This window comes from Mariprofundus aestuarium, from assembly GCF_002795805.1.
GTDB classification, from domain to species: Bacteria; Pseudomonadota; Zetaproteobacteria; order Mariprofundales; family Mariprofundaceae; genus Mariprofundus; species Mariprofundus aestuarium.
Map to the genome: position 1 here is coordinate 2,473,215 of NZ_CP018799.1, position 25,179 is coordinate 2,498,393.

Consider the following 25,179-nt stretch of genomic DNA (forward strand, 5'->3'; position numbering starts at 1 on the left):
TTGTCTGTTTTACACTGTTCGGGCATTTTTCGCCGCTTTCATAAACAAGACACCCTCAGGAGAACCAACCATGGAAGCCATGATGCATGCCGACATCAAAAACCTGAAACTACTGCACAGCGGCAAGGTCCGCGATATGTATGAGATTGATGACAATCACCTTCTCATCGTCACCACCGATCGCCTCTCCGCTTTCGACGTTATTTTGCCAACCCCTATTCCGGGCAAAGGCGTGGTACTCAACGCAGTTTCCGATTTCTGGTTTAAAAAGCTCGCCCATATCGTGCCGAATCATGCTGCAACCATGACGCTGGAAGAGGCGATCCCCGATGCCGAAGAGCGTGAACGCGTCCGCTCCCATGCCATTATCGTGAAGCGCCTGAAGCCACTGCCTATCGAAGCAATTGTACGCGGTTATCTGATCGGCTCAGGCTGGAAGGAGTACCAGAAACAGGGTTCGGTCTGTGGCATTGACCTGCCGGATGGACTGATTCTCGCCGATCAGCTGCCGGAGCCGATTTTCACCCCGTCCACCAAAGCCGCAGTTGGCGATCACGATGAAAACATCGATTTCGAAAGCATGTGCGCAATTATCGGCACCGATCTGGCGACTCAGGTTCGCGATGTAAGCCTCCAGCTCTACAGGGAAGCTGCCGCCTTCGCACTGGAGAAGGGCATCATTATTGCCGACACCAAGTTTGAATTCGGCCTTGACCACAATGGCACCCTGGCATTGATTGATGAGGTGCTGACCCCCGACTCCTCACGCTTCTGGCCAGTATCCGAGTATCAGCCCGGCATTAGCCCGCCGAGCTTCGACAAACAGATTGTACGCGACTGGCTGGAGACACTGGATTGGGATAAGAGCGCACCTGGACCCGAGATTCCGGATGCGATCAAAAATAAAACTGCTGAAAAATATCTCGAAGCACTCAACACACTTACGACCTGAGTCTCTAAGGTCGTAAACGCCCTTTATTCGGCATCATCGTGAGTGCCGCCGTTGCGCAGTCATAGCGGGACAAACTGGTGAGAGGATAGTTTTTTATGTTACTGGCAACTGCAGCCATAGTCATCGGCGTAGCACTTTTGATCTGGGGAGCAGACCGATTTGTGGATGGTGCCGCTTCGGTGGCCAAAAACCTGCGTGTGCCACCGATGGTGATCGGCCTGACCATTGTCAGCCTCGGCACCAGCCTGCCGGAGATGATTGTGGCGGCCATGGCGGCCCTCGATGGCAACCGCGACCTCGGCATCGGTAATGTGCTCGGCTCCAATATCGCCAACATCGGACTGGTACTTGGCATTACAGCCCTGATCATGCCGTTGGCTGTTCAATCGATGACCTTAAGGCGCGAAATTCCGGTGCTGCTGCTGGTCACCTTTCTTGCCTTTGCCCTGTTTGCCGATGGTGAACTGAGCCGGATAGACGGCATTGTCCTATTGATTGGACTGGTGCTCATGCTGGCATGGATTACCCGCATCGGCATGAAGGATCGTCATGATCCAATGGTCGAAGAATTTACCGAATCGATCCCCGAGCAGATGAGCATGAAGAGCTCCATCCTCTGGTTTATCGTTGGCCTGATCCTGCTGATTATCAGCTCCCGCATGGTGGTCTGGGGCGCGGTTGAGATCGCCCACTACCTTGGCGTCAGCGACTTAATCATCGGCCTGACTATTGTCGCGATCGGCACCAGCCTGCCTGAGCTGGTTGCATCGGTTGCAAGCGCCCTTAAAGGCGAAGCCGATATAGCACTCGGCAACGTTATCGGCTCCAACATGTTCAATCTGCTGGCCGTGCTGGCCATGCCAGGACTGATTCATCCGGGCATTTTTGCGCAAGAGGCGCTGCTGCGCGACTTCCCGATTATGCTCGGCTTCACTGTTGCCCTACTAATTGTCTCTCTCGGCTTCAAGGTGGGCGGAAAGATCAACCGGCTTGAGGGTGGCCTGCTAACGGCCGGTTTTTTCGCTTATCTCTACCTGCTCTACCTTCAGGCCTGATCCTCTTCGTCGAATGGCGGCTCCTTCAGTCTGAAACGGCTCAGCATCTCGTCAGTCAGCATCTGGTCACTGCCAAAGGTATCGGCGACCACCTCCGTGGCACCGACCTGATAAAGCTGGTAGAGGTGCATCTCCTTACGGGTACGCACAATGATCGGCAGGTCACGGTACAGCACGCGAACACGCGAGATAATCTTCATCGCCGTGTTGAAATCGATCATGCTTACCACCAGCGCCGATGCCCGCGCCAGGCCACATGCATGCAACAACTCAAGGCTGCCGGCATCGCCATAAGAGACCGACGGCTCTCTGCCGGCACCTTCCCCGACCAGATCCAGATCCAGATCTATCGCCATATATCGGATACCCTCTTCGCGCAGCATCTTTGCGGTATGCTGCCCTACCCTGCCGTAACCGCAGATGACCACGTGATGATTAAGACCGCGCGACTGATTCCTGATCCGCTCCTTGATCTCCTGACGGCTACGGGAGGCTGCACCCGGCAGCAGTTGAGCTGTGATACTGCCATTGTTGCGAATAATGAGGGGGGCCAGCGCCATGCTGAAGAGCATCGCCGCCAACATGGTCTGCCCCTCAACCGTATCAAGCAGCCCTCCATCCATAGCCAGAATAAGAATAGCGAACCCGAACTCGCCGCCATGGGCCAGAATTAATCCCGTACGCATCGCTACCGCACTGTTCCAGCCAGAGACACGACACAGGGCAGCGACCAGCAGCTGCTTGAACAGCATGAGTCCGACAAGGACCAGAAGAACAGCTGGCCATATCTCGGGCAGCATCCTGATATTCAGCATCATGCCTACGGTAATGAAAAACAGCCCCAGAAGCACATCGCGAAACGGCCTGATCTCCGACTCCACCTGATGGCGAAACTCGGTTTCGCTCAACATCACGCCGGCAAGAAAGGCCCCGAGAGCGAACGTCAGGCCGATCTGATGAGTGAGCCATGAAGAGCAGAGTACAACCAGCAACACCGTCAGCGTGAATACCTCAGCAGAGCGGAAACGTGCCACCTCGCGAAACAGCGGCTGCAGCACCCAGCGCCCGAGCACAAAAATCAGCCCCAGCACCAGCAACCCTTCTGCAAAGATGATAATCACGGTGAAAGGGGAGGGCTCTATGCCATCCCCACTCATAGTGGCAACAAGGATAAGGAATGGAACCACCATCATATCCTGAAACAGCAGGATACCAAGACTGTTGCGACCGTGACGGGTATGCAGCTCGACCTGATCTACCAGCTGTTTCGTCACTAGTGCGGTTGAGGACATGGCGACCACGCCGCCAAGCACCAGCGCACTCTCAAAGGAAATGCCAATATAATAGGCCACAGCCGTGGTAGCCGCGGATGTGACAAACACCTGCGCCCCACCAAGCCCCAGCACCGCCCCCTTCATGCGAATCAGCAGTGAAACAGAGAACTCAAGACCAATCGTAAAGAGCAGGAAAACCACACCAAATTCGGCAAATGTTTTGATATGCTCAACATCGGTGATCAATGCGAACCCGTAGGGACCAACCAGCAGCCCTGCCGCCAGATAACCGAGAATTGGAGGCAAGCCGAAACGCAGGAAGAGAACGAGAATAGAAACCGTCGCAAACAGGATCATTAGGGCTTCATTAAGATAGCTGTAATCCACGACTCCTCCTTGCGGTTTGTCTTGCCTGTGCCTTCCCACCCCTCGTAATCGAAATGATACACCCCTATCTTTAACGTATTGCAGAATCGACAAAACTGCAAGTTTATAAAAGGATATTCTTGACTTGCTGTTTATCGATCTCAGTCTCAATCCCGTTTTGAACACACACGATTCCGATATAAGCCATCCAGTGACCCTGCATAACCACGTCTTCCGTGGAGCCAACCGTCTGCGCGTCGCTCTGGTCGGCCAGCACAACAGCGGCAAGAGCACTATCTTCCATGCCGTTGCCAGTACCAGCTATCGCACAGGCAAGCTGGCCGGCACCCATAAACCCTATGCCGAATGTCCGGTTCAGATCGGTGTAGATGAGATACACCTGGTTGACCTGCCCGACCTACAATCGCTGCGCAATCTGTCCGGCGATGATCTTGAGGCACTGAAGTACCTTCTATGGGGAGATGCGCGTCCCCTGGTATCACGGCATGAGCGCTCTGAACCGCCGGTCCCATTTTCCAGACCGGATGTGCTGGTCTATGTCATTGATGCCAGTGCTCTACAGCAGAGCCTTGAACTCGCGCTTGAATTACCGGAGCTGGGACTGCCGGTAGTCGTGGCGCTAAATATGATGGATGAAGCACACCGTAAAGGTGTCGAGATCGACATTGAGGGGCTTGCAGAAAAGCTCGGAGTACCTGTCATTCCTACTGTTGCCCTCAAGGGCCACGGCCTGACCGAGCTGTTTAACAAGGTGTTAAACTGTGCCCGCAAACGCAGCTGTCCGCTGCCGCAATCGCCCAATCCCCATATCATGGAGTGGGCCTCAAAGATGCAGCACAATGTGGATCTGCCCGAAATCCAGAATGCTTTCGCTATGCCTAAAAACCAGCTGACAATGCACCTGCTGGAGGCGGACAGCTACTTCATGCATGAACTGGAAAGCCATTTCCCGGATGCGCTTGCCAAGGTCAAGGCGCTGCAGAATGAGGCGCTGGAGGAACTTCCCCGCGCCCTTTCTGAAGAGGTTGAGGCAGACCGGCATCACCGTGCCGCCTGCCTGTTTGAAAGCGTTGCCAAACTTATGCACAAGCCGAAGGTCAGCTGGGAGGAGCGACTGGACATGCTCTTCCTACACCCCAGTTGGGGGCTGGTCGGGTCACTCACCGTTTTTGCGGCGGTGCTGTTCATGGTGTTTGAGGTCAGCACCACACTGGATGCGATGTCGGCTGCCCGACTCGCCGATATGGTATCCAGCTGGCAGCCGGATACAGCTGCAGGTGTGGTTGGTCGGGCAGTCATTGATGGCCTGATCGGACTGGTCGGCATTGTTGTCCCCTACATGCTACCGCTGCTGCTGATGCTCGTCGCACTGGAGGAGTCCGGCATCATGCATCGCATTGCCTTTGTCGTGGACCGCTTTTTTCATGCTATCGGCCTGCACGGCAAAGTGGCTGTACCATTCCTACTGGGGCTTGGCTGCAACGTGCCCGGTATTGCTGCCACCAAGGGACTGACCAGCGGTCGCGATCGCGTCGTCTCATCCTTGCTCATCACCTTCGTCCCCTGCTCGGCCCGTTCAGCAATCGTGCTGGCACTGGGGGCAAAATATCTTGGTGTCATGGGGGTTTTCCTACTGTTCGCACTGAGCTTGCTGGTAATTGCGATTCTCGGCCGCCTGCTCTCGCACCGTTACCCTGAGATCAGCCCCGGTATTATTCAGGAGATCCCAAGTTATGCATGGCCGAAGTGGCGTCCACTGCTGCACTCCACATGGAACCGTTCCAGCGACATTCTTACCATCGTCACGCCGCTTCTCGTCGGCGGCAGCGTAATCCTTGCCCTGCTGCAGTATTTCGGCGCCGATGCCTGGATCAATACTGCACTTGCTCCGATTACCTACTGGATGCTGGGGCTGCCGGTTGTTCTCGGTGTTCCGATCCTGTTTGGCGTTCTGCGAAAAGAGCTCTCCCTGGTGATGATCTATCAGGCGCTCGGCACCTTCGAAGTGGGGCTGGCGATGGACTGGATCCAGATCACCACCTTCCTCGTCTTCCTGCTCTTTTATATTCCCTGCATCTCCACCTTCGCGGTGATGCTGAAGGTGATTGGCAGAAAGGAGGCGCTCTTCTCTATCGCCCTCTCTATCGGCGTTGCTCTGATCACCGCAGTGGTTGTCCGACTCTCCCTAAGCGGAATCGAAAACCTTCTCTAAACAGACTCCGCCGACAGCATAGCCCATTCATGTATTAATTGAGTTCAGGTGGCAGCAAGGGTGGTTGACCATGTTTTTCTCGCATTTTATTGACTGCATTAAGAATCAGTGGGCGCCCGATAATCCAGCACTCCAGTCTGTATTTTCCGGGATAGTTCATGATCATCAGGCCAAACAGGATGCAAAGCAGCCCCTGCCCAGGCGTGAACAGCATGATAAAGCCTGCCACAAGCAGAATCGCACCGAGCATATTCTTAAGAATCACCAGCATCAGCTTCACCAGTGGATGGCGCAGGTCACCGTCCAGCTTGTGGCGGTTATGATGGTGAAAATAGTCGGCAGGTATTCTGGCGACGATAAACGGAATCGAGGCCAGACTGATGACAAACATCGCGATCGAGCCAACCGCAATCCAGAGGCCGTAGGCATCGAAGAACGCCTTTCCTTGTGTAATCAGCTCTTCCATATTTCTCCTTAACCGCCCCGCTTTGAAATGGTAAATTCGGTTACGCGATAGAAAGCCGAAAAGATATCCGTGTGCGACGTAACCCTCACCTCTTTTTCGTACGCCTCCCCCAGTTCATTGAGAAGAGCCCCGATATCCTCGTGCCAGAAACTCTCCAGGAAAGGCTCAAGTTGGGTCGTCAGCCAACGGATGGGGAGAAAGCGATAGAGCCAGTGATGCTTTGGCAAAGCTCCATACTCGGTCACCAATAGCACCCCGCCATCGCCGAGCACACGCATACATTCGGCGAGCGTGTTTCTTCTCGCCTCAGGCGGCATCTCATGCAACAGAAAAAAGAGCACTATGGTTGAAAAGCTGTTCGTTTTATAACCCAGCGCTTCGGCATTCATGCGGGTAATGCCGAGTTTCTGTCCGGTTTCAACCTTACTGGCCGCCAGCGAAAGCTGCACGTCGGCCACATCGGTGATGTGCAGCGACGATGGCTGCACCTGCCGAATCAGGTTGGGCGTTAAGGAGCCGTAAACACAGGTAAGCTGCAGCACGCGATCCAGCGGAGCCTCTTTTAACCGCTCCAGCGTAGCGTTCATCAGATTTTTGTACTGGCCGAAGAGAATCGCATTGATGATTGGCTGGTGATCGAAGAGCCATACCGATTTTGGCCAGAGGTAGGCCCACCAGTAGTGGCGCACCAGGTAGATGGGCATGCCATCAAGAAAGTGGCGGTAGAATTTAAACACTGTCGGAATACTTAACTAAACCCAGTCATTCGTCAGCCCTGACCCTGATCTTCTGGCATAAGGTGGCCAAAGCGACTGTAGTACCACTTCAGAATAAACGGCGGAAGTATGGTAGTGGCAGCAATGGTAATAATCATGACCGCATAGAGGGTGTTATCGAAGACTCCGGAGACACGGCCCAACTCGGCAAATATCAACCCCACCTCGGCACGCGGAATCATTGCAAGGCCAACTACCCATCGGAAATGGAGCGGTTCATCGATCATAAATGCGCCGGCAAGCTTGCTGGCCATTGCCAGCACGATAAACACGAAACTCATCATTAATACAGAGGCTGAACCCCAGTCGACCTCCTGCAGGTTGAGCGACAACCCCACAGTAACAAAGAAGATCGGCGTAAATAGCTGGATAATCGGCTTCATCGACTCATCAATGCGGCGAACAAATTTTCCATCGGACTGGAACACCTTGGAAAGGGCAACGCCAAAAGGGAGGAAGAAACGGCGAGAGAGGGCAAGGCCCGCTGCAAAACCGCCAAGCAGCGCAGGTGCCCCGACAAGATGGGCGAGCCAGGCAAAAAATAGCACCAGTGATACGATGGTGGTTGGGATTAATCCTGTAATGCGGCTCTGGCTGTCGAAGCGACCGATCGTTTCCGCCATGATCTTGGCCACCACTGGCGCGAGAATCATGAAGATGGCGATAAATGCAAGAACCTTACTGGCATTCGCCAAGCTGATGCCGCCATAAACTGAGAATTCGTAAAGCAGTGCCAATAGTACTACGCCCATTACATCATCAAGCACTGCTGCCCCCAGCACTACCTGTGCCTCCTGGGAATGTTGCCGATTAAGGTCGCGAAGTACGCGCACCGTCACGCCGATACTGGTAGCTGTAAGGGTGCCACCAACAAATAGAGAGAGAAGCATAGAGAGGTCAAAAACCAGATAGGCAAGGATAAAACCGCCGACAAATGGAGCGACAAAACCACCGAGCGCCACAACCACCGCCTTGCTTCCACGGTTCGCCAACCGGGAGATATCGGTATCAAGCCCCACCTCAAAGAGCAAGAGAATCAGCCCAATCTCGGCCAGTGTCTGAATGATATCATTGAGCCCTACCCAGCCCAGCAGGCTGGGACCGAGAACAATGCCGGCCAGCATCTCCCCCATTACCGGAGGTATCTTCAGCCACGCAGCCAGTTCGCCAAAGGTTCTGGCTACGATAAGGATCAGAACCAGTGAGAGGAAAAAGTCACTCGCTTCCACGGCTATTTTTCCCCTACCATCGCATGTTTCATCGAGCTGTTTTCACTGAAAGTGACCAGTTCTTATTTCTCACATTCAAAGCGATCATCTCCTCTTCCAGGGGTCTATCCAGTCAGCATAGGAGGCCATTTGCTCATGGCGGCTGCCTACTTCTTATCATAGTGCAAACAGCACGTTAACGACACCCAGCAGTAACCTTGTCGTTTAAACCATGCCTATAGCAAATGATGCTTGCTGAAAAAGAGATGTACTGCTTTGGACTTAAGCCTTAAGCGAGCTGAAAGCGACATGCATTACCTGTAAGAGAATAAGAACTTTTTTGCATAACCCAGAGCTACCATTAGATGCAGATCAGTCGTAATGTTTCACAGTTCCTTGCGTCGTTTCGCCTGCTTCGGAAGCAGCAGTGAAATCAGTGCCGCGACCAGCACAAATCCAGCTGACCACCACAAGCAGCCGCTTAACCCCTGACTCTGGTAGACCCAGCCGGATAACACCGTACCTGCCAGCCGTCCTCCGGCATTAGCCATATAGTAGAAGCCGACATTCATCGAAACATGCTCACGTTCCGACCATGAGACGATCAGATAGGAGTGAACCGCTGAATTGATAGCAAAAACAATTCCGAACAAGGCCAGACCAACGACAATCACACTCTGAAGATCCCACTCCTGCCCCATGGCCAGCGCGATGGCTATTGGAACCGCTGCCAGAGTAAAGGCTGTGCCTGCCACCATACCTCCATCCGGATTTGATGATGTTACTCTGCGTAGAATGGATGGCGCACTGCCCTGCACAAAGCCGTAGCCGATTACCCACAAAGCAAAGAAGGACCCCACCTCAGTAAAGCTCCAGCCAAGCTCGGCGTAGAGGAAAACGGGAAGACCAACCACAAACCAGACATCACGTGCCCCGAAAAGGAAAAAGCGGGCCGCAGATAAGCGGTTCACCTGAGGAGACTTGGAAAAGACCTGCGAGAACTTCGGCTTGGATGAGGATTTGCCCAACTCACCCGGTAACAGACTCCAGGTGATAACCAACGCCAGCAGAAGCAGTGCCGAGAGTGCGAAGAGTGCACCGCGGAACTCAAGCCATGCCAACAGCAGCGCACCGATAAAGAAGCCGGCACCTTTCAGCGCATTCTTCGAGCCAGTCAGGACAGCCACCCAACGGAACAGCTTCTTCTCCGACTTATCAGGTAGGAACAGTTTCACGCCTGCCTTCGCACTCATCTTGTTCAGATCTTTGGCAATACCTGAAAATGCCTGTGCCGCCATCACATAACCCACCGACAGCCATGCCTCGGGCACGGCAAGTGCCATCAAGGCACCGATCTGCATGATCATGCCAATATTCATGCAGCGATTCAGACCGATGCGAGCACCTAGCCAGCCGCCAATGAGATTGGTGACAATGCCGAAGAACTCATAGAAGAGAAACAGCATCGCAATCTCAAGCGGGCTATAACCCAGTTGATGGAAATAGAGCACCACCAGCATGCGTATCGCACCATCGGTAATGGTGAATGCCCAGTAGCCACCTGTGACGGTCAGGTAATGGCGAAAACCCTGATTCACGACAGGGGCCTAATCAAAGTGAGTCAGCCACCTTAGCGGTCAACTCCATCATGCGGTTCACATATCCCCACTCGTTATCGTACCAGATGTAGAGTTTCACCTGCGTACCATTGATCACCATGGTACTCGGCGCATCAATGATCGATGAACGGGCATCATTGGTATAATCAACCGAAACTAGGGGGCGCTCCTCATATCCGAGAATACCTTTCAACGCATTCTCAGATGCCTCTCGAAACAGCTCATTGATCTCTTCGGCTGTCACCTCACGCTCCACTTCAAGCACAAGGTCGGTCAGTGACGCATTCAACAGCGGCACGCGCACGGCAAGACCGTTCAGTTTGCCTTCAAGTTCCGGGAAAATTTTCGTAATTGCCTTGGCAGAACCGGTACTGGTCGGAATCAGTGACTGGCCGCAGGAGCGAGCCCGGCGCAGATCCTTATGCCCTCTGTCGACAATGGTCTGGGTATTGGTGATATCGTGAATGGTTGTCATGCAGCCGTGTTTGATGCCGACCTTCTCATGCATCACCTTGATCACTGGGGCCAGACAGTTGGTGGTACATGATGCAGCGGTCAGCAGATGATTCTGCTCAGGATCATAAAGGTGATCGTTAATACCATATACGATATTCAGTGCGCCATCGACCGGTGCCGCAACAATAACCTTCTTCACACCCTGATCGAAATAGGCCTGCAACTCTTCCACCTTGCGAAACTTGCCAGTTGCCTCAATAACGATATCACAACCCGACCAGTCGGTTTCTCCAATCGCCTGGTTGCCTGAGTGAGCAATCTGCCTCCCATCAATCAGCATGGTTTCGCCATCAGCCTCGCAATCATAAGGCCATGTACCATGCACTGAATCGAATTTCAGCAGGTGGGCGGAACACTCGGCGCCACAAGCAGTTTCGTTGACCTGCACAATGTCAAAACCCTGCATCTGCCAACCGGCCCTGAGTCCCAGGCGCCCCATGCGTCCAAGTCCGTTAATGCCAACTTTTATTGTCATTTCAGTTTCCTTTTTATTTTGTAATCGGCCGTTCATACCAGCCTCTGCTGCGATTCACGATTGAGACCAGTGTTAACATCACCGGCACCTCAACCAGTACCCCAACAACAGTCGCCAATGCAGCTCCGGATTCAAAACCAAACAGTGCAATTGCCGTTGCTACTGCCAGTTCGAAAAAGTTAGAGGCACCAATCAATGCTGATGGCGCTGCAATATTATGACGTACTCCAAGCCTGCGGTTCAACAGATAGGCAAAGCTGAAAGTTGCATAGACTTGAATCACAATAGGCACAGCCAGAATGGCAATCACCAGCGGTTGTTGTAGAATTTCCTTTCCCTGAAAAGCGAAGAGCAGCACCACGGTAAGAAGTAACGCAGCCATGGACAGAGGGTCCAGGCGCTGCAAAACAACATCAAGCACTCCCCGCTTAAGAAGCTGCATTCTCCAGATATATGCCACCATCACCGGAACTACAATGTAGAGTAAAACTGAAAGTAACAAGGTATCCCAGGGAACAGTTACCGAAGCAACCCCAAGTAGCAACGCAACGATAGGGGCGAAGGCAAAGACCATTACCACATCATTGAGCGCCACTTGAGAAAGTGTGAATTGGGCATCTCCATGGGTCAATTTCGACCAGACAAACACCATTGCCGTACACGGTGCTGCGGATAAAATCACTAAACCCGCGAAATAATCGTCCAACATCTGCGCATCAAGAAAAGAAGAAAATAGATGATAAATAGAGATGTATCCCAGCAGGGCCATGAAAAATGGCTTGAACAACCAGTTAATGCCAAGGGTAACTGCAATGCCGCGCCGGTGATCCCATACCTTATGCAGTGATGAATAATCGATCTTGAGCAGCATCGGCAGAATCATGGCCCAGATCAGGATTGCTACCGGCAGATTGATATGAGCAACTTCCATTACACCCAGAATCTGGAACAGGCCTGGAAAAAATGAACCCAGAATAATGCCGACAACAATAGAGAGAAACACCCAGAGCGTTAGATAGCGCGCAAACAGCCCCATAGATTTTGAATCAGACATAATAACTCCTGAACAGGAATATGATATCCGCTTATCCGGATATGTAAATCACAATGCTAGGTAGACTTACAGCAGCCAGCCCCCTGCTGAATGGGAGAACATGGCACATCACCGTAAGAACAGAATACGCAGCAGTCTCCCAGCTTGGCTCTTAACAGGGCATGGCACTGCTTACATTCATAAAACCACTGGCACGCAGACATACGCTCTTCACAGCAAAAGCCACAGGAGGGGCAGGTGATGGTGGAGGTAAGCTTCAGCTTATTGTCTATCACCTTAAATTCAGCAGGAGCATGATCTATTCAGCCGCTCTGCATCCTGCAGCAGCAGGACTTCGGTCAAACTGGAGCGCGTCAGCAGGGTGATCAGTTCGGTGGGTGTATCATCCATCAGTTGGTAGTACATCCATTTGCCATCTCGCCGTGCACTTATCAGCCCAGCCTGGCGCAAGACTCCCAGATGGCGTGAAACCGTACTCTGCGGAAGCAACAGCGCTTCAGTCAGATGACAGACGCACTGCTCCCCTGATGTGGCAAGCAGCGAAACCAGACGTAAACGCACAGGTTCACCCAGCGCCTTGAATATCTGATTCAAGCGCATCAGCAGTTTTTAAAATAAAAGATTTCTAGCATTTTACAGCGATCACTCCTGCACATCCCCAACCAGTCCGTGTGGCATCGCAACCAGCACAGAACAGGAGGCATGGCGAACAACGCGCTCAGCAGTAGAACCGAGTAGCATATGCTCCAGCACTCCTTGACGGCCATGGCGGCCAACCACGATCAGGTCGGCAGAAAGTCTCTCGGCAATATCGCAGATCGCCCGTGCCGGGTCGCTCACCGCATCTTCCAGGTGTGTAGTGATGGGAAGATCAACGCTTCCAGCCTGTTCGACAAGCCGTTTGGTCGCACCTTCATGCTGTGCTTTACTGATCTCATCCAGTGGAGAGATCGAAACCATGTCTGTTTCAAAGTAGAGGGAGGGGTCAATCACGTGCAGCAGATGCACCTCTGCATCAAACTGCTTTGCCAGCACACATGCGCGCCTGAGCGCTTCGCTGGACTGCTCCGAAAAATCGGTCGGCACAACTATCGTTCCATTATTGATCATGACTTCCCTCCTGCATGGGTGGATAACCTATTGATAGCACGTTTATGATCAATTGACTATGGCCTCAAAGGATAAAGGGAGGCAAAAGCCTCCCTTTATCACCCATTTACATCGGACTCTATTTACTTGCGAGCCAGCGCGCTCATACGCAGGCGCAGTGCATTAAGCTTGATAAAACCGCCCGCATCCTTCTGGTCGTAGGCACCCTGATCATCTTCAAAGGTGCAGAGGCGCTCATCAAACATAGACTGCTCAGAGCGACGACCCACCACGATGGCATTGCCCTTGTAGAGTTTCAGATGCACATCACCGTTAACAAAGACCTGCGTGTAGTCGATGGCCTGCTGCAGCATTTCGCGCTCGGCTGCAAACCAGTAACCGTTGTAGACCATCTTGGCATAACGCGGCATCAGCTCATCTTTCAGGTGCGCTGCTTCACGGTCCAGCGTGATTGACTCAATGGCACGATGTGCCTTAAGCATAATAGTGCCACCCGGCGTCTCGTAGCAGCCGCGTGACTTCATGCCAACATAGCGGTTTTCAACAATATCAATACGGCCAATACCGTGCTTGCCACCCAGGCGGTTAAGCTCGGTCAATACCTGCGCAGGGGTCATCGCAACACCATTAATCGCCACGATATCGCCAGATTTATATTTCAGTTCGATATATTCAGGGATATCTGGTGCTGCTTCAGGGGATACACTCCAGCGCCACATGGATTCGGATGGCTCAGTCCATGGATCCTCAAGGTCGTATCCCTCATAGGAGATATGCAGCAGGTTGGCATCCATTGAGTATGGCGACTTGGAACCTTCGCGCTTACGCTCAACCGGAATACCGTGTTTTTCAGCATAATTGAGCATATCTTCACGTGACACCAGATCCCATTCGCGCCAAGGTGCAATCACCTTCACATCAGGCTTCAGGGCATAAAAACCAAACTCGAAACGCACCTGATCGTTACCCTTGCCGGTTGCACCATGCGATACCGCATCGGCACCTTCAGCATTAGCGATCTCAATCATACGCTTGGCGATCAGCGGACGTGCGATAGAGGTGCCCAGCAGGTATTCGCCTTCGTAGATGGCGTTGGCACGAAACATCGGGAAGACATAATCGCGCACAAACTCTTCGCGCATATCCTCGATATAGATCGATTTCACACCACCGGCAACCGCCTTGGCGCGCGCATCCTCAACCTCGTCACCCTGTCCGAGATCAGCGGTGAAGGTCACCACCTCACAATCGTAGGTGTCCTCCAGCCACTTCAGGATAATAGAGGTATCCAAACCTCCAGAGTAAGCAAGTACAGCCTTCTTTACATCGGAATGCGACATCATCGAGCCCTCAACATAGTTTTGAAATTAGGGTTACCCTGAATAAGCCAAGGCTCCCACGGACGCCATTTCGGCGAATCGGCCGCGCAGACTACACCCGCCTTTAGTTGCGCGCCATCAGGTGAATCTGATTACCCCTGACCAGACAGCAGGAAATCAAGCAACCCCTTCTGCGCATGCAGGCGATTCTCAGCCTCGGCCCAAACCACTGACTGCGGCCCGTCAATCACCGAGGCCGTAACCTCTTCCCCACGATGGGCGGGCAGACAGTGCATAAACAGCGCATCAGGATTGGCATGCGCCATGACGCGATCATTCACCTGGAAGCCTGCGAAAGCCTTTTCACGCTCAAGCTGTTCATCCTCCTGACCCATTGATGCCCAGACATCAGTAGTAACAAGATCAGCGCCATCGACTGCTTCAATAGGGTCGTTGGTGAGTGAAACATCGGCGCCCAGCGCAGTTGCTGCAGCCAACAGCTTCTCATCAGGTCTATAGCCCTCGGGACTTGCGATTTTCAGTTTATAGCCGAAAGAGACTGCTCCGTTGACCCATGAGTGTGCCATATTATTGCCGTCTCCGATCCAGGCCACGGTCTTGCCCTCAATAGGGCCACGATGTTCCTCATAGGTGAACACATCGGCGAGAATCTGGCATGGGTGGGTAAGGTCTGTCAGGCCATTGATGACCGGCACAGCTGAATACTCTGCAAACTTCTGTACTATATCATGACCAAAGGTTCTAATCATAACGCAATCCACCATGCTTGAGAGCACGCGTGCCGAATCCTCAATCGGTTCGCCACGACCAAGCTGCGTGGTGCCGGAGTGCAGGAATAGCGCATGGCCACCCAACTGGAACATGCCGGTCTCGAAGGAGACCCGCGTACGGGTGCTCGCCTTGTCAAAGATCATGCCCAGCGTCTTGCCTTCCAGTGAGCGGGTTGCCTTGCCCTCTTTGAGTTTGCGCTTGATCTTGGCAGCACGTTTAAGGATATACCGGGCCTCTTCTGAAGTGACGTCGAGCAGTGTCAGAAAATGTCTCATTGGGCGTTCTCCATAACTGTAATCAGCGTAACCAGCGCCTCATCCACTTCCGCTTCGGTAACATTAAGCGGCGGCAGTAGCCGTAGCACATTGGGGCCTGCTGCAAGAACAAGCAACCCGCGCTCGCGCGCACCGGCAATAAACGGCGCCGATTCAACAGACAACTCAACCCCGATCAGAAGCCCCTGGCCGCGCACCTCACGAATGACAGGAAAGCGCGGTTGCAGTGCTTTCAGCCCCTGCATCAACTGCTCGCCGCGTGCATTCACATTCTCCAGTAGAGACTCCTCCTCCAGCACATCCAGCACGGTCAGTGCCGCTGTGCAGGAGAGCGGATTGCCGCCAAAGGTAGAGCCATGCGTTCCCGGCCCGAATGAGGCCGCTGCAGCATCCGTAGCCAGCATCGCACCAATCGGTACGCCGCCGCCAAGCCCCTTGGCCAGCGTCAGGATATCAGGTTTGATTCCAGCCTGTTCGAACGCAAACATCGTGCCGCACCGGCCAATACCGGTCTGGACCTCGTCGAGCATCAGCAGGATACCGTGCTCGTCACACAGCTTGCGAACAGCCTGCAGATAGGCCGCATCAGCAATATTAACGCCGCCTTCACCCTGCAGAGGTTCAAGCAAAATGGCTGCCGTCTGGGAGCTTATGACCTCTTTCAGAGCATCCAGATCATTCAGTGGCACATGGACAAACCCCGCCGGCAGCGGATCGAAGCCGATCTTCACCTTATCCTGACCGGTTGCGGTAAGGGTGGAGAGCAACCGCCCATGAAATGACTGCGTTGCCGTAATGACAGTGCGTCGAGTTGAGCCCTGATCATGGAAATATTTACGCGCCAGCTTGATTGCCGCCTCATTTGCCTCAGCACCCGAGTTGCAGAAAAAGGCCGCATCCAGTCCCGATGCTCGGCATAGTTTTTCAGCCAGCTGCTTCTGTTTTGGAATATGGAAAAGATTGGAGCAGTGCAGCATGGTGGCAGCCTGCGCGCTCAAAGCCTCAGTCATCTTGGGATGGGCATGGCCAAGCGTATCCACGGCAATTCCGGAAATAAAATCGAGGTAACAGTTGCCTGCATCATCCCAGACGCGGGCTCCTTCGCCGCGCACCAGCGTGAGCGGAAACCGAGCATAGGTGTTCATGACAGCATTCATGCGGCATAGGTTACGTCAGATGAAGCCATTTCGCACCCATTTCGCACAAAAAAGCACTTAACGGCGATGGTTTCGGCTCTTTTCTTCAAGCCCTGCCACACCGCAATGATGGAAAGACCATGCATTCCGGTTATGATAGCGCCATGAGTACGCGTACGTCACAGCTTCGCACCCGCATTAAGGTATGCGGCATTACCCGCCTTGAGGATGCGCTGGCCGCTTCAGCACTCGGTGTCGATGCGGTCGGATTTGTCTTTTACCCCAAATCGCCGCGCTATATCGAGCCTGCCAAGGCTGCCGCCATTATTCGCCAATTGCCCCCTTTCGTCTCTGCGGTCGGACTATTCGTCAATCCAAGCCAGAGCTTCATTGCCGAGGTGCTGCACACCGTGCCGCTTGGCGTCATCCAGCTGCACGGCGATGAGTCGCCGGAGTTCTGTCAGGCTCAGCGCCGCAGGGTATTGAAAGCGATCCCGGTATCGGACGCTGATGATCTGAAGCGGGCTGCAGCCTACAACTGCCCGCTTCTTCTCGATGCCAAGGCCCCCGCCGGAGTCTATGGCGGCACCGGCAGGTCGTTTGACTGGTCGCTGCTTCATGGTTTTAAGCACAAATACCCGCTGACACTGGCTGGCGGGCTGAATATCGACAATGTGTCTGAATCACTCGCCGTTCGCCAATGGTTTGCACTGGATGTATCCTCCGGCGTTGAGATGTCGCCAGGCATCAAAGATGCTGAAAAAATGCGCGCCTTCGTCGCGGCCGTAAACAACCGCTAACCCCAAGGAGAGCTTGTGAGCTTGTCAGATCAGAACCCGGATCTAGCCTCGATCTATAATCTGGAAATTAAACATGCACCGGATGCAGGTGGCCATTTTGGACGTTTTGGCGGTCGTTTTGCCGCTGAAACCCTGATGCAGCCACTGCAGGAGATTGAAGATGCCTTCTTTGAGGCCTGGGCTGATCCTGACTTCCACAAGGAACGATTCGACCTGCTGAAGAACTATGTCGGTCGCGCCACCCCGCTCTATCACGCCAAACATCTCTCCAGGGAGGTTGGAGGCGCCCAGATCTACCTCAAGCGTGAAGACCTCAACCACACTGGTGCCCACAAGGTTAACAACACCATCGGCCAGGCGCTGCTCGCCAGACGCATGGGCAAAAAGAAGGTTATTGCAGAGACTGGAGCAGGCCAGCACGGCGTAGCCACAGCAACCGTTGCCGCAATGTTCAACATGGAGTGCAACATCTACATGGGGCGTGAGGATATCCGGCGTCAGGCCCCGAATGTATTCCGCATGAAGCTGCTCGGCGCCAATGTAATTCCGGTCGATTCGGGCTCAGCCACGTTGAAGGATGCAGTAAATGAAGCTCTTAGAGTCTGGGTGGCCTCATGCGAGGACACCTACTACATCTTCGGCACCGCCGCAGGCCCACACCCTTTCCCGCTGATGGTACGCCAGTTCCATGTCGTGATTGGCCAGGAGGCGCGTGCCCAGTGTATCGATCAGACAGGTCGCCTGCCCGATGTCGCAGTGGCCTGTGTTGGTGGCGGCTCCAATGCCATAGGCCTGCTTCACCCCTTCTATGACGATGCCGATGTCAGGCTGGTTGCTGTTGAAGCGGGCGGCTACGGACTCGATGGAGACCAGCATGCCGCGGCACTTGCCGCAGGAAAACCCGGCATCATCCACGGCAGCCTCAGTTACCTGCTTGAGGATGAAGAGGGTCAGGTAAAAGGTACGCACAGTATCTCTGCCGGGCTCGATTATCCCGGTGTCGGCCCGGAACTTGCCGACATGATGGAGGCCGGACGCCTTGATCTCGATTCTGCCACCGACGCTCAGGCGCTGGAGGCTTTCAAAACACTGACCCGCTCCGAGGGCATCATTCCTGCCCTGGAGTCCAGCCACGCACTGGCGGCAGGCATGCGCATTGCTGCTGAGATGAGTCCGGATCAGACCGTGCTGATCAATCTTTCTGGTCGTGGAGATAAGGATATGGGTACCGTATTCGAACTGCTTGGCGATGAGATTGAAGGAGAGCGGGCATGAGCTCAACGCGACTGAACGATGTTTTCAAACGCTGCAAGGAAGAGGGGCGCGCAGCCCTCGTCGGCTACCTGACTGCGGGTGACCCTGATGTGACAACCAGCCACAAGCTTTTAGCAACACTGGCTAGACATGTGGATATTCTCGAGGTCGGCATGCCCTTCTCCGATCCAATGGCGGATGGCCCGGTCATTCAGGCAGCCAGTGAACGCGCCCTGGAATCGGGCACGAAGATTGCCGATGTTTTCGCCATTACTGCAGCGTTGCGCAGTGCCAACCCAGAGCTTGGTATCGTACTGATGGGTTATGCCAATATCGCTTACGCTATGGGCTTTGAAACCTTTGCTGAAAAAGCCCAAAACGCTGGTGCCGATGGCATCCTGCTTGTTGATATCCCACCTGAGGAGGGGGAAATCTGCGACGAGATTTTCGCCCGCCATGGCTTGGATCGTATCCTGTTACTCTCCCCCACCTCAACGGATGATCGCATCCGCCTCGCCAGTGACATGGGAAGCGGATTTATCTATTACGTTTCCCTCACCGGCATTACCGGCGCTGAGATGGGCGCGATGGATGGTATCCGCGAAAAAACCCAGCATATTCAGTCGATGACCAATATGCCTGTATGCGTCGGATTTGGCGTTAAAACACCGGAACAGGTAGCACAGGTTGGTGCGTTTGCTGATGGTGTTGTGGTCGGCAGCCATTTCGTATCCCAGGTCACAGCCCATAGTGATAGTGACGCTATAATCAGTGCCCTCGACAGATCTGCAATGGCCATGAAACAGGCTATTACAGGAAAGGGATAAGGTGACACTTTGAGACTCAAGGTTCTTGGATGTTATGGCGGCCAGCTTCTCGGCTTCCGGTTAACATCATTTTTGGTAAATGACTCGATCCTGCTAGATGCAGGTTCGCCGACCGAAGCGCTGTCGCTGGAGGAGCAGCACGGCATTCGCCATATCTGCCTCTCGCATACGCATCTCGACCACATCAAGGACATCGCCTTTCTCGCCGACAACCGTTCTCTCAAGCGCCTTGGCGGCATCAAGGCAAATCGCACGATCAACGTGCATTCTCTTCCCGAGAACAATGAGACGTTGCTGCGCGACTTCTTTAACGACCATATCTGGCCCGATTTCACCGTGATCCCATCGAAGAAAGATGCCATTCTCCGCCTGCACGACATTAAGGCTGAAGTGCCTTTTGAAGTCGATGGTGTCCGCATCACAGCCATTGAGGTGAATCACCCTGTTCCCTGTACTGGCTTCCTGATTGAATTTGAAGGCAAACAACTGATCTATACCGCTGACACTGGCAACACGGACCGAATATGGGAGATCGCCAATGAGCAGCCGAATCTGAAAGCTGTCATCATGGACTGCTCGTTCCCCAACAGCTACCAGCACCTTGCCGATATAAGCGGCCATTTGACACCCAATGGCCTCAAACAGGAGCTACAAAAGTTCGAGGCAGTTGGTAGGGTGCCGGTCTATCTGTATCATATGAAACCGGAAACGCTTAATGTGATATCCGCAGAGGTGGAGGCACTGAATATTCCCCTGCTGCGCATGCTAACGCAAGTTGATGAATTTCTGTTCTAAGGAAAGGTTGAGGTCACCACTATGAGCTGGTTTACACGCCTGATTGAAACACCAAAAAATATCCTGAAGTCGAATGATTCAGGCTCGCCCGAAGGGCTATGGGTTAAATGCCCGAGCTGTTCCGAAGCGCTCTATAACAAAGAGCTGCTGCGCAGCAGCATGGTCTGCTCCAAGTGCAACCAGCATCTGCGCATGTCTGCCCTGCAACGCGCAGAGCTGCTCTTTGATGCAGACAGTTTTGAGGCGATGGATACCGAGCTTCGCTCCGAGGACCCGCTCAACTTCAAAGACAAAAAGAAATACAAGGATCGCACCAGAGATGCGATCAAGAAAGCCGGGCCTGAAGATGCTATTCGCAACTTCATCGGTGATATTCATGGACGCACCGTATCTGCCTCTATTTTCGAATTCGCATACATGGGTGGCAGCATGGGTTCGGTCGCTGGCGAGAAGATCGTTCGCGGCATGGAGCATGCCTTGGAGCGTAACTGCCCCTATATTCTCGTCGCTGCATCTGGCGGCGCTCGCATGCAGGAGGGGGTACTCTCACTGATGCAGATGGCGAAAACCTCTTCGACTGTGAACCAACTGAATAATGCCAAGCTGCCATTTGTCTGCCTGCTGACCGACCCAACCATGGGTGGAGTGTCGGCTTCGCATGCCTGGCTTGGCGATGTGATCATTGCTGAACCTGGCGCACTCATCGGTTTTGCCGGCCCACGCGTCATTCAGGAGACCGTTGGCCAGAAGCTACCCCCTGGCTTCCAGCGTTCCGAATTCCTGCTTGAACACGGCCTGATTGATGCGGTTGTGGACAGGCGTGAACTGCGGGACTACCTGGGCACCCTCTTCAACCACCTGACCGACCGCTCTTTTCGCCAAAGCGCCTGACTTTCAATCATGACTGCAAAGCCACAGAGCATTGAGCAGTGGCTTTCCGAGCTGGGCAACCCATCCGCCGACCGGGACTATAAGCCGGGACACGAACGACTCAGGCGACTTTTGTCGCATATCCACCCCTATCGGCCGAAGCTGCGTATCCGGGTTGCCGGCACCAACGGCAAGGGCTCAACCTCATCCATGCTGGCCGCAGCCCTACAACAGGCTTGCAACCTGAAAGTTGGCCTCTACACCTCGCCACACATTCTTGAGTTCAATGAGCGCATCCGCATCAACGGAATCCCGGTAAAAACATCCGAGCTGGAGCAGAGCCTGTCGCATCTGATGCCGCACGCGCTAGCCTATGGAACCTCTTATTTTGAAACGGCAACCGCTGTGGCACTGGATCTGTTTTCCAGAGTAAACGTCGATGTTGAAATACTTGAAGCCGGTGTTGGCGCAAGACTTGATGCCACCACTGCATTTCCTGCAGAGATGGCGCTAATCACACCAATAGGCCTCGACCATCAGTCGTGGCTGGGTGATACGCTGAAGGAGATTGCTAGGGAGAAGGCGCATGCCATGGCTGGCTGCAAACTCTCAATCTCCGCTCCGCAGAACCCCGAGGTTGCAGGCGAACTGTCCGCTTTCAATGCAGGCCTGCAGTTTTGTGAAATAAGCGACTGGCCGAAACTTGTTACTTCTGGAAAGCACCAGCGAATAAATGCATCGCTTGCCTATGCCGCTGTCCGGCTGCTGGCTGAACATGAGATGATCAGCTGCGACCTGGCACAAGCCCGGGCTGCCATTGCCTCATGCAAGGTGCCGGGAAGACTACAAAAAATCGAGATCGGACCTGCGAATATCTGGCTGGATGCCGCACATAACCGGCATGCTATCGAAGCGCTGTTGCCCTCACTGAAAGCCATTGCCGACCCGTTCGATGCCATCCTTGTTTTCACTCGCGAGGATCGTTCTCTGGATGACTGCCTGCCACTGCTTGCACCTTTTGCCAGATCAGTGGTGACCAAGTCAGAAGGCGACGCACCCATAACAGCGCTGCAGAAGCAGCTCTCCCAGCACCCACAGGGTTCATTTCTTGTACTGGGTTCCTTTATCACCGTAGCGGAAATTCTTCGCCATCGCGATAAGCTCCCAGAGTAAATACCCCTCTCGCTTTACAAAACCGGCATTCTGGTCTATATAAATAACTGGTTCGGCCAACGGGAGAGGTGGCATGAGTTGAATATATTGATTGTCGATGACAACCCACACGTTACTGAAATGCTGGCATTTCTACTCTCCAGTGCTGGCTATCAGGTAAACGTTTTCGAACACCCCGAACTGGTGCTCTCGCATATAAAAGAGGTGGATCTGAAGCCACATGTACTTATTACCGATTACAATATGCCGGGGATGAACGGGTGCCAGCTGCACCAGAAGGTGGTTCAGCATGTTCCAGGCATCAACACCATTGTGATCTCAGGGCGTCCAGTTGGCGATGCTGTCGGCGACCTCCACTTCATACAAAAGCCGTTTAGCCCCGAGCACATCATCACAATAATTGAAAGCTTCAGCCCTGCTTAAACGATCAAAGATGGCACCAGAGCACCCTAGTCGACAGTAAAACCTTTAGATCCGCGGCGCATGCCCAGAGGCCCTGTACGAGTCGCTTCAATGATCCCGAAAGGCTCTAGTTCACTGAGAATAGTATCCAGAACGTCAACAGTATTGGTGAACTCCAGGATCATATGACTATCGATATGGTCATCGACTACCTTAGCATCATATTTCTCAGCAAATTCCAGTACAGCATCAGAACTATCCGGCCCAACCTTCACCTTGACCATCAACATGCCACGCTCCAGATGAACGGCGTGGGAGATGTCTTCAACCTTGATCACAGGAACCAGCTTGTTGAGCTGCTTCTTAATCTGCTCAATAACGCGCTCGTCACCAATCGTTACCAGCGTCATACGGCTGACTGTTCTATCTTTCAACGGCGCCACGTTCAACGTCTCGATATTGTAACCGCGCGCAGAGAAGAGCCCTGCCACACGGGTCAGAACACCGAACTCGTTTTCAACCAGAATCGTAATTGTATGCCTCATGACAACACCATCTCGTTCAGGGCAGCCCCAGCTGGAACCATCGGGAACACATTTTCCTCTTTCGATACAGCAACATCGACAATGACGAATTGATCGTTAGCACCCAATGCCCTGTCCAGTGCCACATCCAGCTCTTCCAGCCTGTCGACACGAATTCCGACACCGCCATAGGCTTCAGCCAGCTTGACGAAATTCGGCAGTGAATCGAAGTAGGACTGCGAATATCGGGACTCGTAGAACATCTCCTGCCACTGGCGAACCATGCCCATATAGCCGTTATTCAGAATAATCACGACAATCGGCAGGTTGTACTGGAAAGCCATGGAGAACTCCTGGCTGCACATCTGAATCGATGAATCGCCGGTAAAGAGCACGACCTTCTCATCCGGCATGGCAACCTGGGCGCCAATGCTTGCCGGCAAACCGTAGCCCATAGTTCCCAAACCACCGGAGGTAAGCCAGCGGTGCGGCCGGTTAAAACCGTAGTGCTGGGCTGCCCACATCTGATGTTGACCCACGTCGGTTGCCACAATGGCATTCCCCTTGGTTTTCTCATGCACCCTGCGAACCACGGTCTGCGGCTTGATCGGCCCATCTTCAGGCTGCTCAAAACCAAGCGAGTCCTTGGCACGCCACTCATTAATCTGCTCCCACCATAGCTCCAGAGCCTCACCATCCGGCTCGCCATTCCTGCGTGCGATCTCTTCAAGCAGCTGCTTCAGGACGATGCCAACATCTCCCACGATCGGCAGGTGCGCATAAATGTTTTTTGAAATGGATGATGGGTCCACATCAATATGAATGACATGGGCATCCGGAGCAAAGGCATCAAGGCGACCAGTTACGCGGTCATCAAAACGCGCACCGATAGCGACAAGCAGGTCACAATGTGAAACTGCCATGTTCGCTTCATAGGTGCCATGCATGCCTAGCATGCCGATGAAATGTTTGTCATCGTGTGGAACGCCGCCCAAACCCATCAGTGTATTGGTAACCGGCGCATTCAGCGCATGCGAAAGCTCACGCAGCAGCGATGCACTGCCAACCGAGTTCATAATACCACCACCGCTGTAAAGCACGGGTCGCTTGGCAGCCAGCATTGATCTGACCGCTTTTTTAATCTGTCCCGGATGCCCTTTGGTTACCGGCTGGTAAGAGCGCATGTTCACCTCTTCCGGCCAGACGAATTCACAGACATCGATACTGATATCCTTTGGAATATCAACAAGCACAGGGCCAGGGCGGCCGGTTGTCGCAATGTGGAAGGCCTGACGGATAATCAGGGCCAGGTCCTCAACACGCTTAACCAGGAAATTATGTTTGGTGGCCGACCGGGTAATGCCAACAACATCGGCTTCCTGAAAGGCATCATTACCAATCAGTGCGGATGGAACCTGCCCGGAAAAGCAGACGGTTGGAATCGAATCGGCAAGCGAATCAGCCAGACCAGTCACCGCATTGGTGGCTCCCGGCCCACTGGTAACCAGAGCAACACCACATTTTCCGGAAACACGCGCATAACCATTAGCCGCATGCAACGCACCCTGCTCATGACGTACCAGATAGTGCTTGAAGTGGCTCTGCTGGAAGATCGCATCGTAAATCTGCAGCACCGAACCACCGGGATACCCGAAGATGGTATCCACGCCTTCACGCTTAAGGCATTCAACAAAGATTTCAGCACCGCTCAGTTTCATGGTCAACTCACCGCTCTTGGAAGGAAAAATCGAATGCGAAAACTGCACCTGCCATGCCTGAGGGTCAAGGAATCAGACTTGATTAAACCTAGTAAAAACAAGGGAATTCAAGGCTATTTAGCCAAGACTCTTAAAGTGTTAGCGGCAATTGACATCCTCCCCACCCAAAATGCTTTGGATGGGGATTCCC

General features: G+C 53.5%; 25 protein-coding genes. 10 read left to right on the forward strand and 15 right to left on the reverse strand.

From position 1 onward, the window contains the following. Positions 1-70: 70 nt before the first annotated feature. Complete coding sequence (locus Ga0123461_RS11945; protein WP_100278549.1) at positions 71-952, forward strand: phosphoribosylaminoimidazolesuccinocarboxamide synthase; 882 nt, start codon at positions 71-73, stop codon at positions 950-952. 95 nt (positions 953-1,047) lie between these two features. Beyond that, positions 1,048-2,007: a calcium/sodium antiporter gene (locus Ga0123461_RS11950; RefSeq protein WP_100278550.1), complete on the forward strand. Its 960-nt coding sequence runs from the start codon at positions 1,048-1,050 to the stop codon at positions 2,005-2,007. Here Ga0123461_RS11950 and Ga0123461_RS11955 read toward each other — a convergent pair. Beyond that, complete coding sequence (locus Ga0123461_RS11955; RefSeq protein WP_100278551.1) at positions 1,998-3,668, reverse strand: cation:proton antiporter; 1,671 nt, start codon at positions 3,666-3,668, stop codon at positions 1,998-2,000. The genes Ga0123461_RS11950 and Ga0123461_RS11955 overlap by 10 nt on opposite strands. A 157-nt stretch (positions 3,669-3,825) precedes the next feature. Here Ga0123461_RS11955 and feoB point away from each other — a divergent pair, with 157 nt between their 5' ends. Then, positions 3,826-5,880 carry a ferrous iron transport protein B gene (gene feoB / locus Ga0123461_RS11960; protein ID WP_232710219.1) on the forward strand — a complete coding sequence of 685 codons (2,055 nt, stop codon included), beginning with the start codon at positions 3,826-3,828 and terminating at the stop codon, positions 5,878-5,880. A 34-nt stretch (positions 5,881-5,914) separates the two neighbouring features. Here feoB and Ga0123461_RS11965 read toward each other — a convergent pair whose 3' ends face one another. The 12 genes from Ga0123461_RS11965 to Ga0123461_RS12020 all read right to left on the reverse strand — a co-directional run bounded on the left by Ga0123461_RS11965 (position 5,915) and on the right by Ga0123461_RS12020 (position 16,647). After that, positions 5,915-6,346: a PGPGW domain-containing protein gene (locus Ga0123461_RS11965; protein WP_100278552.1), complete on the reverse strand. Its 432-nt coding sequence runs from the start codon at positions 6,344-6,346 to the stop codon at positions 5,915-5,917. An 8-nt stretch (positions 6,347-6,354) separates the two neighbouring features. Then, entirely contained in the window at positions 6,355-7,083 is a 729-nt protein-coding gene (rquA, locus tag Ga0123461_RS11970) for a rhodoquinone biosynthesis methyltransferase RquA (RefSeq protein WP_100278553.1), read from the reverse strand. 32 nt (positions 7,084-7,115) lie between these two features. Beyond that, positions 7,116-8,351, reverse strand: coding sequence for a cation:proton antiporter (locus tag Ga0123461_RS11975; RefSeq protein ID WP_100278554.1), 1,236 nt, complete (start codon positions 8,349-8,351; stop codon positions 7,116-7,118). A gap of 365 nt (positions 8,352-8,716) precedes the next feature. Continuing rightward, positions 8,717-9,928: an organoarsenical effux MFS transporter ArsJ gene (gene arsJ, locus Ga0123461_RS11980; RefSeq protein ID WP_100278555.1), complete on the reverse strand. Its 1,212-nt coding sequence runs from the start codon at positions 9,926-9,928 to the stop codon at positions 8,717-8,719. Between the two features lie 13 nt (positions 9,929-9,941). Continuing rightward, a complete protein-coding gene (locus tag Ga0123461_RS11985) occupies positions 9,942-10,940 on the reverse strand; it encodes an ArsJ-associated glyceraldehyde-3-phosphate dehydrogenase (RefSeq protein ID WP_100278821.1) in 999 nt (332 codons plus the stop codon). A 13-nt stretch (positions 10,941-10,953) separates the two neighbouring features. Continuing rightward, the gene (gene arsB, locus Ga0123461_RS11990) at positions 10,954-11,994 is read right to left on the reverse strand and encodes an ACR3 family arsenite efflux transporter (protein WP_232710220.1); all 1,041 of its coding nucleotides are present in this window, start codon (positions 11,992-11,994) and stop codon (positions 10,954-10,956) included. A 56-nt stretch (positions 11,995-12,050) separates the two neighbouring features. After that, a complete protein-coding gene (locus Ga0123461_RS12750) occupies positions 12,051-12,254 on the reverse strand; it encodes a GDCCVxC domain-containing (seleno)protein (RefSeq protein ID WP_100278823.1) in 204 nt (67 codons plus the stop codon). A gap of 22 nt (positions 12,255-12,276) precedes the next feature. Further along, on the reverse strand, positions 12,277-12,594 hold the full coding sequence (locus Ga0123461_RS12000) for an ArsR/SmtB family transcription factor (protein WP_100278556.1): 318 nt from the start codon (positions 12,592-12,594) through the stop codon (positions 12,277-12,279). A 42-nt stretch (positions 12,595-12,636) separates the two neighbouring features. After that, positions 12,637-13,104: a universal stress protein gene (locus Ga0123461_RS12005; RefSeq protein WP_100278557.1), complete on the reverse strand. Its 468-nt coding sequence runs from the start codon at positions 13,102-13,104 to the stop codon at positions 12,637-12,639. 122 nt (positions 13,105-13,226) lie between these two features. Further along, positions 13,227-14,444, reverse strand: a complete 1,218-nt coding sequence (locus tag Ga0123461_RS12010) for an argininosuccinate synthase (RefSeq protein WP_100278824.1) — start codon at positions 14,442-14,444, stop codon at positions 13,227-13,229. 131 nt (positions 14,445-14,575) lie between these two features. After that, positions 14,576-15,490 (reverse strand): ornithine carbamoyltransferase, encoded by a 915-nt coding sequence (gene argF / locus Ga0123461_RS12015; protein ID WP_100278558.1) that lies wholly within the window; start codon positions 15,488-15,490, stop codon positions 14,576-14,578. Beyond that, positions 15,487-16,647: an acetylornithine transaminase gene (locus Ga0123461_RS12020; RefSeq protein WP_198507072.1), complete on the reverse strand. Its 1,161-nt coding sequence runs from the start codon at positions 16,645-16,647 to the stop codon at positions 15,487-15,489. Before Ga0123461_RS12020 ends, argF begins: the two co-directional genes overlap by 4 nt. Before the next feature lie 143 nt (positions 16,648-16,790). On the opposite strand from Ga0123461_RS12020, the gene Ga0123461_RS12025 reads away from it, so the two are divergent. The 7 genes from Ga0123461_RS12025 to Ga0123461_RS12055 all read left to right on the forward strand — a co-directional run bounded on the left by Ga0123461_RS12025 (position 16,791) and on the right by Ga0123461_RS12055 (position 22,768). After that, on the forward strand, positions 16,791-17,426 hold the full coding sequence (locus Ga0123461_RS12025; RefSeq protein WP_100278826.1) for a phosphoribosylanthranilate isomerase: 636 nt from the start codon (positions 16,791-16,793) through the stop codon (positions 17,424-17,426). A gap of 21 nt (positions 17,427-17,447) precedes the next feature. Beyond that, a complete protein-coding gene (trpB, locus tag Ga0123461_RS12030) occupies positions 17,448-18,701 on the forward strand; it encodes a tryptophan synthase subunit beta (protein WP_418289167.1) in 1,254 nt (417 codons plus the stop codon). After that, positions 18,698-19,507, forward strand: coding sequence for a tryptophan synthase subunit alpha (gene trpA / locus Ga0123461_RS12035; protein WP_100278560.1), 810 nt, complete (start codon positions 18,698-18,700; stop codon positions 19,505-19,507). The genes trpB and trpA overlap by 4 nt, the downstream gene beginning before the upstream one ends. Positions 19,508-19,516: 9 nt before the next feature. After that, positions 19,517-20,302, forward strand: coding sequence for an MBL fold metallo-hydrolase (locus Ga0123461_RS12040; protein ID WP_100278561.1), 786 nt, complete (start codon positions 19,517-19,519; stop codon positions 20,300-20,302). A 21-nt stretch (positions 20,303-20,323) separates the two neighbouring features. After that, positions 20,324-21,193, forward strand: a complete 870-nt coding sequence (accD, locus tag Ga0123461_RS12045) for an acetyl-CoA carboxylase, carboxyltransferase subunit beta (RefSeq protein ID WP_100278562.1) — start codon at positions 20,324-20,326, stop codon at positions 21,191-21,193. A 9-nt stretch (positions 21,194-21,202) separates the two neighbouring features. Further along, a complete protein-coding gene (locus Ga0123461_RS12050; RefSeq protein ID WP_232710224.1) occupies positions 21,203-22,345 on the forward strand; it encodes a bifunctional folylpolyglutamate synthase/dihydrofolate synthase in 1,143 nt (380 codons plus the stop codon). Between the two features lie 78 nt (positions 22,346-22,423). Then, complete coding sequence (locus tag Ga0123461_RS12055) at positions 22,424-22,768, forward strand: response regulator (RefSeq protein WP_100278563.1); 345 nt, start codon at positions 22,424-22,426, stop codon at positions 22,766-22,768. Between the two features lie 26 nt (positions 22,769-22,794). On the opposite strand, the gene ilvN is transcribed toward Ga0123461_RS12055, so the two are convergent. Beyond that, complete coding sequence (gene ilvN / locus Ga0123461_RS12060; RefSeq protein WP_100278564.1) at positions 22,795-23,292, reverse strand: acetolactate synthase small subunit; 498 nt, start codon at positions 23,290-23,292, stop codon at positions 22,795-22,797. Continuing rightward, entirely contained in the window at positions 23,289-24,989 is a 1,701-nt protein-coding gene (ilvB, locus tag Ga0123461_RS12065; protein WP_100278565.1) for a biosynthetic-type acetolactate synthase large subunit, read from the reverse strand. Before ilvB ends, ilvN begins: the two co-directional genes overlap by 4 nt. Between the last annotated feature and the right edge of the window lie 190 nt (positions 24,990-25,179).

Bases quoted from the DNA above. Each gene is read 5' to 3' on its own strand.
- Ga0123461_RS12025 (WP_100278826.1), top strand. From the start codon at position 16,791: ATGAGTACGCGTACGTCACAGCTTCGCACCCGCATTAAGGTATGCGGC.
- ilvB (WP_100278565.1), bottom strand. From the start codon at position 24,989: ATGAAACTGAGCGGTGCTGAAATCTTTGTTGAATGCCTTAAGCGTGAA.
- Ga0123461_RS12000 (WP_100278556.1), bottom strand. From the start codon at position 12,594: ATGCGCTTGAATCAGATATTCAAGGCGCTGGGTGAACCTGTGCGTTTA.
- Ga0123461_RS11945 (WP_100278549.1), top strand. From the start codon at position 71: ATGGAAGCCATGATGCATGCCGACATCAAAAACCTGAAACTACTGCAC.
- Ga0123461_RS11965 (WP_100278552.1), bottom strand. From the start codon at position 6,346: ATGGAAGAGCTGATTACACAAGGAAAGGCGTTCTTCGATGCCTACGGC.
- argF (WP_100278558.1), bottom strand. From the start codon at position 15,490: ATGAGACATTTTCTGACACTGCTCGACGTCACTTCAGAAGAGGCCCGG.
- ilvN (WP_100278564.1), bottom strand. From the start codon at position 23,292: ATGAGGCATACAATTACGATTCTGGTTGAAAACGAGTTCGGTGTTCTG.
- Ga0123461_RS12010 (WP_100278824.1), bottom strand. From the start codon at position 14,444: ATGTCGCATTCCGATGTAAAGAAGGCTGTACTTGCTTACTCTGGAGGT.
- Ga0123461_RS12005 (WP_100278557.1), bottom strand. From the start codon at position 13,104: ATGATCAATAATGGAACGATAGTTGTGCCGACCGATTTTTCGGAGCAG.
- accD (WP_100278562.1), top strand. From the start codon at position 20,324: ATGAGCTGGTTTACACGCCTGATTGAAACACCAAAAAATATCCTGAAG.
- Ga0123461_RS12050 (WP_232710224.1), top strand. From the start codon at position 21,203: ATGACTGCAAAGCCACAGAGCATTGAGCAGTGGCTTTCCGAGCTGGGC.
- Ga0123461_RS11985 (WP_100278821.1), bottom strand. From the start codon at position 10,940: ATGACAATAAAAGTTGGCATTAACGGACTTGGACGCATGGGGCGCCTG.
- Ga0123461_RS11950 (WP_100278550.1), top strand. From the start codon at position 1,048: ATGTTACTGGCAACTGCAGCCATAGTCATCGGCGTAGCACTTTTGATC.
- arsB (WP_232710220.1), bottom strand. From the start codon at position 11,994: ATGTCTGATTCAAAATCTATGGGGCTGTTTGCGCGCTATCTAACGCTC.
- Ga0123461_RS12020 (WP_198507072.1), bottom strand. From the start codon at position 16,647: ATGAATGCTGTCATGAACACCTATGCTCGGTTTCCGCTCACGCTGGTG.
- trpA (WP_100278560.1), top strand. From the start codon at position 18,698: ATGAGCTCAACGCGACTGAACGATGTTTTCAAACGCTGCAAGGAAGAG.